This window comes from Halobacillus naozhouensis (assembly GCF_029714185.1).
In the GTDB taxonomy this organism is placed as follows: Bacteria; Bacillota; Bacilli; order Bacillales; family Halobacillaceae; genus Halobacillus_A; species Halobacillus_A naozhouensis.
Genome location: NZ_CP121671.1, coordinates 1981333 through 1992495, shown reverse-complemented (window position 1 = coordinate 1992495; position 11163 = coordinate 1981333). Strand labels below are relative to the sequence as shown.

Annotated in this window: 16 protein-coding genes; all 16 read right to left on the bottom strand. The window is 42.2% G+C overall.

The window, feature by feature from the left end:
* Window positions 1–34: 34 nt before the first annotated feature.
* Window positions 35–1126, bottom strand: a complete 1092-nt coding sequence (gene flhB / locus P9989_RS10490; RefSeq protein ID WP_283078697.1) for a flagellar biosynthesis protein FlhB — start codon at window positions 1124–1126, stop codon at window positions 35–37.
* A complete protein-coding gene (gene fliR / locus P9989_RS10485) occupies window positions 1123–1902 on the bottom strand; it encodes a flagellar biosynthetic protein FliR (protein WP_283078696.1) in 780 nt (259 codons plus the stop codon). The genes flhB and fliR overlap by 4 nt, the downstream gene beginning before the upstream one ends.
* A 2-nt stretch (window positions 1903–1904) precedes the next feature.
* On the bottom strand, window positions 1905–2174 hold the full coding sequence (gene fliQ / locus P9989_RS10480; protein ID WP_283078695.1) for a flagellar biosynthesis protein FliQ: 270 nt from the start codon (window positions 2172–2174) through the stop codon (window positions 1905–1907).
* An 18-nt stretch (window positions 2175–2192) separates the two neighbouring features.
* Window positions 2193–2858, bottom strand: coding sequence for a flagellar type III secretion system pore protein FliP (fliP, locus tag P9989_RS10475; protein ID WP_283078694.1), 666 nt, complete (start codon window positions 2856–2858; stop codon window positions 2193–2195).
* Window positions 2851–3513, bottom strand: coding sequence for a flagellar biosynthetic protein FliO (locus P9989_RS10470; RefSeq protein ID WP_283078693.1), 663 nt, complete (start codon window positions 3511–3513; stop codon window positions 2851–2853). Before P9989_RS10470 ends, fliP begins: the two co-directional genes overlap by 8 nt.
* Before the next feature lie 15 nt (window positions 3514–3528).
* Window positions 3529–3891, bottom strand: coding sequence for a response regulator (locus P9989_RS10465; RefSeq protein WP_283078692.1), 363 nt, complete (start codon window positions 3889–3891; stop codon window positions 3529–3531).
* Between the two features lie 19 nt (window positions 3892–3910).
* Window positions 3911–5092, bottom strand: a complete 1182-nt coding sequence (gene fliY, locus P9989_RS10460) for a flagellar motor switch phosphatase FliY (RefSeq protein ID WP_283078691.1) — start codon at window positions 5090–5092, stop codon at window positions 3911–3913.
* A complete protein-coding gene (fliM, locus tag P9989_RS10455) occupies window positions 5085–6086 on the bottom strand; it encodes a flagellar motor switch protein FliM (protein ID WP_283078690.1) in 1002 nt (333 codons plus the stop codon). The genes fliY and fliM overlap by 8 nt, the downstream gene beginning before the upstream one ends.
* A gap of 53 nt (window positions 6087–6139) precedes the next feature.
* A complete protein-coding gene (locus P9989_RS10450) occupies window positions 6140–6568 on the bottom strand; it encodes a flagellar basal body-associated FliL family protein (protein ID WP_283078689.1) in 429 nt (142 codons plus the stop codon).
* The gene (locus P9989_RS10445) at window positions 6549–6770 is read right to left on the bottom strand and encodes a flagellar FlbD family protein (protein WP_283078688.1); all 222 of its coding nucleotides are present in this window, start codon (window positions 6768–6770) and stop codon (window positions 6549–6551) included. Before P9989_RS10445 ends, P9989_RS10450 begins: the two co-directional genes overlap by 20 nt.
* A 53-nt stretch (window positions 6771–6823) precedes the next feature.
* Entirely contained in the window at window positions 6824–7732 is a 909-nt protein-coding gene (flgG, locus tag P9989_RS10440) for a flagellar basal body rod protein FlgG (RefSeq protein WP_283078687.1), read from the bottom strand.
* Between the two features lie 88 nt (window positions 7733–7820).
* Complete coding sequence (locus P9989_RS10435; protein WP_283078686.1) at window positions 7821–8186, bottom strand: TIGR02530 family flagellar biosynthesis protein; 366 nt, start codon at window positions 8184–8186, stop codon at window positions 7821–7823.
* Between the two features lie 15 nt (window positions 8187–8201).
* Window positions 8202–8651, bottom strand: coding sequence for a flagellar hook assembly protein FlgD (gene flgD, locus P9989_RS10430; RefSeq protein WP_283078685.1), 450 nt, complete (start codon window positions 8649–8651; stop codon window positions 8202–8204).
* Between the two features lie 8 nt (window positions 8652–8659).
* Window positions 8660–10054 (bottom strand): flagellar hook-length control protein FliK, encoded by a 1395-nt coding sequence (locus tag P9989_RS10425; RefSeq protein WP_283078888.1) that lies wholly within the window; start codon window positions 10052–10054, stop codon window positions 8660–8662.
* A 42-nt stretch (window positions 10055–10096) separates the two neighbouring features.
* Window positions 10097–10726, bottom strand: coding sequence for a MotE family protein (locus tag P9989_RS10420; RefSeq protein WP_283078684.1), 630 nt, complete (start codon window positions 10724–10726; stop codon window positions 10097–10099).
* Window positions 10710–11159: a flagellar export protein FliJ gene (fliJ, locus tag P9989_RS10415; RefSeq protein WP_283078683.1), complete on the bottom strand. Its 450-nt coding sequence runs from the start codon at window positions 11157–11159 to the stop codon at window positions 10710–10712. The genes P9989_RS10420 and fliJ overlap by 17 nt, the downstream gene beginning before the upstream one ends.
* Window positions 11160–11163 lie beyond the last annotated feature (4 nt).

The window sequence follows — 11163 nt, the reverse complement described above, 5'->3', positions numbered from 1 at the left end:
AAAACTTGATAGAGATTGCTGCATGGACACCGCGTCACGCTTTTTTTTCTAATCGATAGACATAGGCAAGAACTTCCGCTACAGCTTTATAAAACTGTTCATCAATCGGCTGTTCAATGTCAGACTGCTGATACAGTGCCCTTGCTAATGATCGATTTTCTACCATGACAATCTCATTTGCCTTAGCTACTTCTTTTATTTTCTGAGCAACGAAATCGACTCCCTTAGCAACAACAATGGGCGCATCTGATTTAGCCTCATCGTATTTGATGGCAATCGCATAGTGGGTCGGGTTAGTAATAACTACATCCGCTCCTGGTACTTCACTCATCATTCGGGAGGCTGACATCTGTCTTTGCTTTTCTTTAATCTTTGACTTAATTAAAGGATCACCTTCCATATTTTTATGCTCATCCTTCACGTCCTTTTTTGACATACGAATGTTTTTCTCGTGGTCATAGCGCTGGTAGACGTAATCAAGGACGGACAAGCATAGAAGAGCTAGCCCTGAAGCAAGTCCCATTAGGATAGTTATTCTTCCGAAAAAGGCGAGCGCAGCCTCCACAGACTTTTGCGAAGTCATCATTAATGGACCTTTATTAATCCAGATAATGGCGAAGGTTATAACACTAATCATTGAGATTTTCAGCAAGGATTTTACTAACTCTACAAGAGCTCTGGCTGAAAAGATTTTCTTAGCTCCCTGAATAGGGTCCAATTTCTTTAAATCAAACTTCAATGGCTCCCCTGTGAACATCACACCCACCTGAATGAAATTTGAAAAGATCCCTGCGACCATGGCGATCCCCATAACCGGCGCTAGTACTTTAGTGATTTCAATGGTCATTTCTAGAAACAGTGTAAATACATGTTCCTCTGACACTGTCCAATGAATATATTCATTGAATGATTTACTTAACATGCTCGTCATGGCCTCTTTCATTTGGCCCCCGAACAAGTGCAAGGCTCCGAATACCAGGATTAACAAGAATCCTGTGTTCACATCCTGACTCTTCGGAACCTGCCCTTTCTTCCGTGTATCTTCACGCTTTTTAGGAGTGGCCTCTTCCGTTTTTTCATCAGCAGCAAAGTATTGTAAGTCAAGCTTGAGGTAACTCACCTTCATGCACCTCCGAAAATTTGCATGAGTCCGCGCATTGTTTCTAGCATCGTTTCAAACAATGTACGGATCAGCATAATATAGAAAGTCATCGCAATGATTAATACGGCTAAAGCAATAAAAATTTTCAAAGGCAGACCGACTACAAACACATTCAGCTGCGGCACTGTCCGGGCCACAATCCCAAGCGCTACATCAACTAGAAACAAACAACCGACAACGGGTACCGCCATAAGAAATGCAATGACAAACATCTGATTAAAAGCATCGATAATATACATAATCCAGCCTTCATCCTCTAGCGGAAGGAAATGATCGATAGGAATTAAATGATAACTGTAAAACACTCCGTCCAGCATCAGATGGTGACCGTTCACGGCCAGGATAAACAGCAGGGTAATCATATATAGATATTGGCCGATTAACGGACTTTGGGCCCCTGTTCGCGGATCAATGACATTAGCAATGGCAAATCCCATTTGAAAATCTATGAAGCCCCCGGCAATTTGAATCGCCGTCAAAATAATATAAGCTAACAGTCCAATTGCGAGTCCTACAGCCGCTTCCTTAAACAAAAGCAGAAAATAAGTTTCATTGACCTCGATCGGAGGAATATCAATAGTGAAATACATGAGCAGCGCCAGAAAGAAGCTAAAGCCTACTTTATGCTGGGTTGGTACATTTCGATAAGAAAAAATCGGCAAGGTAACGAAAAAAGAAGTAACCCTGACAAAGATTAATAGAAAAGCAGGCAGATTAAGAAAACTTAAAACCTCAAGCATATTTACCCAACCAGCATGTTCAAGTTTTCAAATATACTGGCTGTAAACCGCACCATATTTGTCAGCATCCATGGTCCGAAAAAAATTAAACCGATGAGAACAGCTACGATTTTAGGAATAAAAGCGAGTGTTTGTTCTTGAATTTGCGTTGTCGCTTGAAAGATACTGACAAAGAGCCCGATCGCAAGGGCCAATATTAATAACGGGCCTGACACGAGCAATACTGTGTAAATTCCTTCTTTGGCAAAAGCAATCACCATTTCACTATTCATGCTTGCTACCTCCTTTTCTTAAAATCCTTCCAGTAATGACTTCGAAATTAAATACCACCCATCAACAAGAACAAATAATAGAATTTTAAACGGTAACGAAATCATCACAGGAGGCAGCATCATCATCCCCATCGACATCAGCACACTGGCTACGGCCATATCAATCACTAAGAACGGAATAAATATCATAAATCCCATTTGAAAGGCTGTCTTCAGCTCGCTGATCGCAAAAGCGGGAACTAGTGTAGTTAATGGGATCTCCTGTATGGACTCCGGACGCTCCATCCCTGAATAATCCATAAATAGAGCCAAATCCTTCTGTCTCGTGTGCTTCGCCATAAATTCTTTCATCGGTATGCTCGCCTCTTCATACGCTTCATTTAATGAAATTTCTTCGTTAAATAACGGAGTGAGAGCTTGTTCATTTACCTCCTGAAAAGTAGGAGCCATAATAAAAAATGTTAAAAATAATGCGATTCCTACAAGTACCTGATTCGGAGGCATCGATTGAGTAGCAAGCGATGTTCTAACAAATGACAGGACGATTAGAATTCTCGTGAAGCTTGTCATTAATATTAAAATCCCCGGCGCAAGTGATAGCACCGTTAGAAGTAAAAGAAGCTTCACCGATGTAGCGATGTTCTCCGGATCTGAACCTGAGAAGATATTAATAAATTCATTCATCAGGATCCACTCCCTTACGCTTGTCCGTCACATTTTTTCGTTTGTTCTTCATTTCATTAAGCTGTTGTTCAAACAGCTGCTTAAATGGCGAAACGGCTGATTGAGCTGCGTCGTCTGTCCGGCCTTTGTTTTGCTTGAGTAAATGACTAATCCCTTTATTCACCAGGTCATGATTCTCTTGATGCAGAAAGCTTTCTCTCGTAGACTGCTCGGTAATTTCGGTTATGACCTCTACACTGTCTCCTACACCAACTATAAAGATCTGCTCCCCAATTCGTACCGCCTGCAGCGATTTATTGGGAGCGAGTGTCAGTCCGCCTAAATTTTCCATTGTGCGATTTTTAGTAAAACTTTTACTTCGCTTATTAAAAAATTTCAACAGCCCGTAAATTAAGGCTAAAACGAGTAATAATGCAAATACTAGTTTAATAATGTTCCACACAATAGAGGTGTCAGAACCAGAATCAGTAACGGCAGCACCATCAGTGTTTTGATCATTTTCGCTATCTGGGTCTGCTGGCGTGCAGCCCTCTAATTCTGGATTCTTGGCACACTCGCTTACAGAAGGCCCCAGAGCATGTACTTGGTACCCTAAAGATAGGGAGAGAAACATCACTATAACAATTGCACAAGTCCTTCTTATTCCTGTAATCATTTAAATCCCTACTCTTTAGTTAAGTGCTTTTTGTATCGCTTCAATCACTCGGTCAGCTTGAAACGGCTTTACTATAAAGTCCTTTGCTCCTGCTTGAATCGCGTCAACTACCATCGCTTGCTGACCCATTGCTGAACACATAATCACTTTGGCGTTGGGGTTGTGCTGTTTAATTTCTTTTAATGCCGTAATCCCGTCCATCTCTGGCATCGTAATGTCCATTGTCACTAAATCAGGCTGATGTTCCTTGTAGAGTTCTATAGCTTTTTGGCCATCTTCAGCCTCGCCGGCAATTTCAAACCCATTTTTCGTCAAAATATCTTTAACCATCATTCTCATAAATGCTGCATCATCTACAATTAAAATACGTTCCGCCATTTCTCATTCTCCCCTGTCTTTATTTTAATTTTTTTAAGCGGTCTTTTGGACTCAGGATATCTGTTACCCTTACTCCAAAGCTTTCATCAATAACTACAACCTCGCCTTTAGCCATCAGTTTGTCATTCACATGAATATCAACGGGTTCTCCCGCTAATCGATCGAGTTCAACGACCGAGCCTGCGGAAAGTTCAAGAATTTCTTTTATCGTACGTTTAGTTCTTCCTAATTCAACCGTTACTTTCAAAGGAATATCCATTAACATGTCGAGGTTACGCTGCTCATTATTACTTAACTGCACAGGCTCCATATCAGAAAATTCCGCTGTTTGAATCGTTGAATTATGAAGCTGCTGACCACTTGCGCCCCCGACTAGTTGCGGTTCCGGGTCTTTCTCAGCAGATGGGTGTTGAGTTTGTGAAGTTGTGGCAGTTTGGCGGGACAGTTGCTCGTCCGCCCGCTCACTAGCTGTCTTCTGTTCACTTGCATCACCGTTTTCCACTGGAGGATCTAACAGCTGATCCACTAATTCACGAGCAAACGAGACCGGAAGCAGTTGCATTATAGCCGAATCAATTAAGTTGCCAACTTTAAGATTAAAGGACACCTTCATGAGTGCTTCATCAGCTGGAATTTGATCTGTACCTTGGTTTTCTTCAAGGTTTAATACATTGATGACCGGTGGTGAAATATCCACTTTTTTATTAAAAACGGTGGACATGCTTGTCGCTGCTGAGCCCATCATCTGGTTCATAGCTTCCTGAACGGCACTCAAATGGATCTCATTTAAATCCTCAGACGGGTTCGTCCCATCTCCGCCCAGCATCAGGTCGGCGATGACTGCTGCATCTGGCTCCCTAATCACTAATAAATTTTCTCCCGAGAATCCATCTGTATAGGTAACATTTATAGCGACGTGTGGCTTAGGAAATTCCTCTGACAACGACGACCTCTTCACTATAGAAAGCGAAGGAGTCGTAATATCCACCTTTTGGTTGAGCAGAGAAGATAGAGCTGTGGCAGAACTTCCAAACGAAATGTTTCCTATTTCTCCAAGAGCATCCTGCTCAAGACTGGAAAGAAAATCCTCTACTTTTGTAGATTCCTGTGCTTTCTGGCTTTTCCTTTCGTCCCCCTCCTCATCGACAGTCCCATTCAAGAGTGCATCGATTTCATCTTGTGACAGCATATCGTCATTCATACTGATTGGCCCCCCTCCGGTATTCATCTAACACTTGCACGGCTAATTTATTCTTTCTTTTGCCTGGCTGGATAAAGAATTTCTCTTCCTCGTCCACTTTAAGTTTCATTGGCTCCTCGACGAGTTGATCTAGTCGAATCACATCATTTTTACTAAGCTTCAAAAATTCCTCAATAGACATATCCGCTTCTCCCAAAATCGCTCGTACATCAACTTGAGCACTTTGAATCGTTTTTGCCAGAGCTGCGAATTCTTCAGGATCATTTTCCTTTTCCTGCTGGTTCTGCATCCAGTAGTGAACAGACAGCTTCGGAATGATCGGCTCAAGCACAACGTGCGGAATACAAATATTGATCATCCCGCTTGCTTCCCCAATAGACGTATTAAAGGACACGACCACAACAGTTTCATTTGGAGAAACCATTTGCAAAAATTGTGGATTCACTTCTAGTTCTTCTAACACGGGTTCAATTTCAACAACTGACCCCCAGGCTTCCTGGTAGTTCTCCAGGGAATGCTCAAATAACTGTGACATAATCATCGTTTCGATTTCAGTTAAATTGTCCACTTTATTGCTGCTCGTCCCTTTTCCGCCGAGGACTCGATCCAGCATCGCATATGCTATGTTCGGATTGGTTTCAAGCAGAATCCGACCGTCAAGCGGAGGGACGCTGAAAATATTTAAAATCGTCATTCTTGGGATCGAACGGATAAACTCTTCATATGGAAGTTGATCTACTGATGCCACACTAATATCGACATATGTTCTTAACTGTGCTGAAAAATAGGTCGTCAATAACCTTGCGAAGTTCTCATGAATGCGGGAAAGACTTCTGACTTGATCTTTAGAGAAACGCAATGCCCGCTTAAAGTCATAGACACGAACCTTTTTTTCTTTTTCCTCAGATTTGAGCTCTTCAGCATCCATTTCCCCTGTCGATAATGCTGAGAGAAGTGAGTCGATCTCATTTTGTGAAAGTACCTCATCTGCCAAAAACACCACCCCCAATCTACCTTGTTATTTTAAATAGAAAACTGCCTGTCAAATTATTGAAGCACTTTCTCCACGGTATAGACATCCGTAATGATTCCATTCTGCATCAACTCATTGAGCCGTAATTTCACTTTTTCTTCGAGGCCACTGAGCCCTCCCTGAAATGATTCGGCTTCCATCGTCGCCAGTTCTTTTATTAAAATGTTCTTCATTTGGAAATCTCGTTTCTTCAATTCTTCCAATGCTTTTTCACCATCTGTAACAATCCGAAAGCTGATCCTGACAAAATGACCCTCTACAGTATCAGTAGTTATATCCTCGGTCAGCAGCGATGCTTCTCTTATCTCCTCTATAGACCGTTCTCCACTTGCTTCACTGCGATCTAAATTAAAAACGACAATGAGAGCAGCCACACCTGCGACCGTGAGAGTACTCAAAATAACCATGACGGTTTTAAACAAATTACTCTTCAATGCTGTCACCTGCCTTATTCACTGCGCGTAACAGCCCAATCTCCCGGTAAAAGTGTTTCATTTTTTTTATAACGATTTCTTCTTGCTCTTTTACAACAAAACGTTTACCATGTGTCGTTGTGATCGTTGTATCCGGATTTGATTGGATCCTCTCTATGTATATCGCGTTAAACCAAAATCCTTCTCCATTCAACCTCGTTAATGAAATCATCTGAATGAGTGAGAGTTTCTCCTAGTGCAGAGGAAACTCTCCTCCCCCCTTTACTAACGTTTTAAGTTTACTAATTCTTGTAAGATTTCATCTGAAGTTGTAATAATTCGTGTGTTGGCTTGAAATCCTCGCTGAGCTACAATCATTTCCGTAAATGATTCGGCTAAATCTACGTTTGACATTTCCAGTGCCCCTGAGACCATTTGACCGGTTCCGCCTTGACCAGCTACGAGTAGATCATTTAGGTTGTCCAGCTGACCTTCAGCACCTGTGGTAAACACTCCGGCATTCTCTGTTAGCTGGAAGCTATTGCCGCCGATTTTCTGGAGACCGCTCGGGTTAGAAAACTGAGCAAGTCTGATTTGTCCCGCTACAGCAAGTTCCCCTTGATTGTTTACATAGTTTACGGTTCCATCTGACTGAATACTGAAGCTTTGGGCATCTTCAGGAATTGTAATCACTCCAGCAGTCCCCGTATCCGTTTCCCCGATTACATATTTCCCTTCCGCATTCACGATGGCACCGTCATCATCTAAATAGAAGTTTCCCGCTCTCGTAAAACTTAAGTTTACATCCTGGAGAGCAACGTTTTTAGCAGTTGTATCGATTCCTGCTGCTGGTGTTCCTTCAGCCAGAACAAACATACCGTCTCCTTCAATCGCTAAATCCAGTGGCCGGTTAGTCGTTTGGCGGTTCCCCTGAGTATGAATCGTATCAATTGAGCCAATTTGCGAGCCAAGCCCAACTTGAGAAGGGTTCACACCGCCGCGAACATTGTCTCCATTTGCACCCTGAATCGGACCTTGAGCACTTGTAACAGTCTGACTCATCATGTCCTGGAAAGTGACCCGTCCTTTCTTAAATCCGTACGTATTCACATTGGCAATATTGTTCCCGATTGTATCTAGCTTTGCCTGAAAACCTTTCATACCAGAAATTCCTGCATACATTGAACGAAGCATATCGCTACCATTCCTTCCATTTAATTGTGTGCTTACTTCTGTCAGTCCGTAAGCTTAGTTCGGCTTCCCTGTTCTAGTGGGTCCAGCCTTATTCATCCATTATGATGGTTCCATTAATATTGGTGAAAATATGTGAGCGTGACTCTTCACGTCCCATTGCTGTGACAACGGTATGATTTTTCGTACTGACTACTAGAGCTGCCTCTTTCATCACGACCAAAGAATCTGTAATTCCTTTAGATCTAGCTTCGGTCATTTTACGAGAAATCATCTGCCATTTGCTATCATCTATTGAGATATTACGCTCCTGTAATCGTTGTTGAGCATGTTTACTAACTTGAAGATCTTTAGTGTCCTGAAATACATCTCGAAATGACTGTGTTGGCTCGTGCTGCACCTTTTTGGTCTTCGGTAAAGGCAGCGGCTGATGCATCTGATGAATTCGAGGTTCCATAACCGTTCCTACCTTCTATTCTTCTGTCGTTTTCTTACTAACTTTCATAATGTCATGTACATGCACGGACTGGCCATTTTCAAGTACTAGTTTTGTATCACCGGCTTTTTGGCTCACTGCCTTTACAGTGCCTGTTTGATACTCCGTGGCGAAGCCAGTCTCCTCATTACGTACAGGGTAGCTGACTTCCCTTCCTATCAAACCACTGTATTTCACAACAGGTGTCATACTTTGAGAACTCATAAACTCTTGCATGGACTGCGATAAGTTCGTCATTTGCTCCAAACTTGAAAACTGTGTCATCTGAGCGATAAATTCTTTGTCTTTCATTGGATCCATAGGACTTTGATTTTTAATTTGAGCCATTAATATTTTTAAAAAGGCATCTTTTCCAAGAGTATTACTCCCAGATCCTGCTGTTTGTTGTTGATTGCTCAGGTAAAAAGATGAGTCAATTTTTGTCATAATACCACCTATACCTTTTCATTCATTAACAATTCATGAAACGATACTTCTTCCTCTGAACGCTCATTCTGCTGCTGATCTTGTGACTGATCAGAACTATCCCGTTCATTAGACTCGCTTGATTGCTGTTCCTCATCGCCCGGTAGTGGGCCTGCGGCTGACGGATCATGCTTTTCAATAACCACTTGCTGAGGGGAGAACATATGTCTGAGCTGCTGAATGTTACCGTCGAGCATCTCTTTAGCTGCCACAGTACTGACCAAAATCTTAACTGTCATTTCACCATTAAGTTGAAGAAGCCGTACTGTCATATCTCCTAGTTGCTGCGGTTTTAGTCGTATATTCATTTCCATATTGCCTGCATTATTTAAAAATACGCGATTTGACTGCATCAATTGTTCAAACTGATTCAAAAGCTGCTTCTGCATTCCTTGACTTGATTGGTTTGGATTCACGTGAATCACATACTGTTCCACTTTGGACATCATTTGTGTAAAACCTTGTCCTTGTACCGACTCAGCCGTTTGCTGCTTATGAAGTAACGGAGTCAGCCATCTGGCCACATCTTTACTGGTTACGGAAGTCTGTTGTTGATAAGGTGCTGGAATTGACTGCTTACGAGTAAAATTGTTCAGCAAATTTGTAAGCAATTGCTGCTGCCCAGTACTTTGGTCGCTCAGACGGTTCAGTGTCCGATGAAAAACATCCTTTTGACTTGAGCCTGCTTCTAATGCAGCTAATTGTTGAAGCACTTGCTTCAATTTGATCATCAGAGATGGATCAAGCTGTTCTGGTTTAACAGATTGGCTTAACGGTATTTGACTGTTTAGCTTATTCCTGATCTGTTCAAAACGATTCCATAGGTCTGTGAGCTGCTTGGACTGGGCTGCATGAAGCGAAACATTGTCTTTCTGCCCCGTTTGCTCGACAGCTTCTAACATGGGAATGGCTTGAGCATGAATCATCGTGACAGCTGGATGGTCAGCGGAATCGTCGCGCTCAAGTAATTCTTTCAACTTTTCGATAAGATTGTTTTGTTCATGATTCGAGAGTTGACGTAAGTCATCCCTCGTAGCATGCAGCAATTCCTTGATTTCTTCAGGCAAAATTTCTTTCATCTGGCCGTCACTTATTTTTTCTATGGCTGCTATAACTTGTTCCACACGTATAGGGCCTGTGCCGGATGCTACTGAACTTGAAGGCATTCCAATTTGCTGTAACAGCTGTTTTAGCTCCGTAATAAGCTGTTGCAGTTTGGGCACGTTACTTGCAGATTGCTGGTTGACAGCACCTGTAAGCACTAATTGAAAGTTTTGCAACAAATCATTGTTCTTACTGGGATGGTTAACGGGTACCCCTGTTTGCTGAGCTAATGGTTTAGATAGGGAAGAAAGCAGCGCCATACTATTCAAATCATTTCACCTCCTTGCAAATACGGTCGTTCGTTAGCTGGCCGCTGGTCCAGCTATTAAACCCGCGATCTCAGCAGCGGCTTCCGGTGTCATCGCTCCTAAAATTGCTCCTCGCTGGCTGCTAGCAACCTCTGCCAGAATCTGCACAGCTAAGTCCTGATCCATATTTTCAATAATAGGAGCCGCTTCCTCCTCATCCATTTCTTCAAAGGAAACTGCCATTTCCTTCATTGGATTCGAAGCAGCGGGGGGTTCTTCTGTCTTTTGCTCAGCTGAGGTCGCTAACGCTGCCTCAAGATCTGTCTCCAGTTGTTCAATTTGCTGATTTAATTCATCAATCGTTAGCTGCTTGTCTTCTACCTGCTGCTGAAGTTGGTCGATTTTCTCGTTTTGATCAGCGATTGCTGCTTCAAGCTGATGCGTTTGCCTTCCATTCTGGCTTTCGTCTGATGTGGAGACGATAGCGGACAGGCCTGGGATTTGATTGGCATAGCTTTCTGCTTTTTCAAATACATTCGTACCCATAATAGTTAACACAACGACAGTAAGGGTTAATGCGAATAATGCAGGGACAACGATAACGAAGAAAAACCATTGGAGTTTACCGCTTTTCTCCTGATCATGCTTCATTTTTTTTGCCATGTAATCACCTGTTTTTCTCATTTAAATATTGCGTTGTTGATAATTCATCCATTTGCTTCTTTTCTTCTTCTTTCAGCCACTGTCTATGACGTGCCAACTTGTTATCGATAAGCTTCTCAAACTTTTTCACTTCCATGTGGGCTGAGGAAAGATTGTTCTGAGCGTTCTCCATTTGCAATCTTGCGTGCTGTACTTGCGGTTGAAGCTGCATAATTTCACTGTCAAGCTGGTCAATATAACGTCGATGGTGTATGAAGGAATGAGCCTTAACCTTAGAAAGAGTAATACTTTCATGAAAGCTTTGCTCAACAGACTCTCTTTTCTTCAATTTTTCATAAAGCCTGGTGGCAACAGATTCAAATGCATCTACTTGCTCTTGATACATTTTCTGCTTTTTCTTTTTATCTTGCTCGCGTAATTCCTTAATCTTATGAAAGGCTTGAACGCTTGTCATCCAT

What these genes read in the sequence shown, in the direction of transcription:
- flhB (WP_283078697.1), bottom strand. Translation starts at nt 1,126, where the DNA reads ATGAAGGTGAGTTACCTCAAGCTTGACTTACAATACTTTGCTGCTGAT.
- fliR (WP_283078696.1), bottom strand. Translation starts at nt 1,902, where the DNA reads ATGCTTGAGGTTTTAAGTTTTCTTAATCTGCCTGCTTTTCTATTAATC.
- fliQ (WP_283078695.1), bottom strand. Translation starts at nt 2,174, where the DNA reads ATGAATAGTGAAATGGTGATTGCTTTTGCCAAAGAAGGAATTTACACA.
- fliP (WP_283078694.1), bottom strand. Translation starts at nt 2,858, where the DNA reads ATGAATGAATTTATTAATATCTTCTCAGGTTCAGATCCGGAGAACATC.
- P9989_RS10470 (WP_283078693.1), bottom strand. Translation starts at nt 3,513, where the DNA reads ATGATTACAGGAATAAGAAGGACTTGTGCAATTGTTATAGTGATGTTT.
- P9989_RS10465 (WP_283078692.1), bottom strand. Translation starts at nt 3,891, where the DNA reads ATGGCGGAACGTATTTTAATTGTAGATGATGCAGCATTTATGAGAATG.
- fliY (WP_283078691.1), bottom strand. Translation starts at nt 5,092, where the DNA reads ATGAATGACGATATGCTGTCACAAGATGAAATCGATGCACTCTTGAAT.
- P9989_RS10445 (WP_283078688.1), bottom strand. Translation starts at nt 6,770, where the DNA reads ATGATTTCATTAACGAGGTTGAATGGAGAAGGATTTTGGTTTAACGCG.
- flgG (WP_283078687.1), bottom strand. Translation starts at nt 7,732, where the DNA reads ATGCTTCGTTCAATGTATGCAGGAATTTCTGGTATGAAAGGTTTTCAG.
- P9989_RS10435 (WP_283078686.1), bottom strand. Translation starts at nt 8,186, where the DNA reads ATGGAACCTCGAATTCATCAGATGCATCAGCCGCTGCCTTTACCGAAG.
- flgD (WP_283078685.1), bottom strand. Translation starts at nt 8,651, where the DNA reads ATGACAAAAATTGACTCATCTTTTTACCTGAGCAATCAACAACAAACA.
- P9989_RS10425 (WP_283078888.1), bottom strand. Translation starts at nt 10,054, where the DNA reads ATGGCGCTGCTTTCTTCCCTATCTAAACCATTAGCTCAGCAAACAGGG.
- P9989_RS10420 (WP_283078684.1), bottom strand. Translation starts at nt 10,726, where the DNA reads ATGAGAAAAACAGGTGATTACATGGCAAAAAAAATGAAGCATGATCAG.
- fliJ (WP_283078683.1), bottom strand. Translation starts at nt 11,159, where the DNA reads ATGACAAGCGTTCAAGCCTTTCATAAGATTAAGGAATTACGCGAGCAA.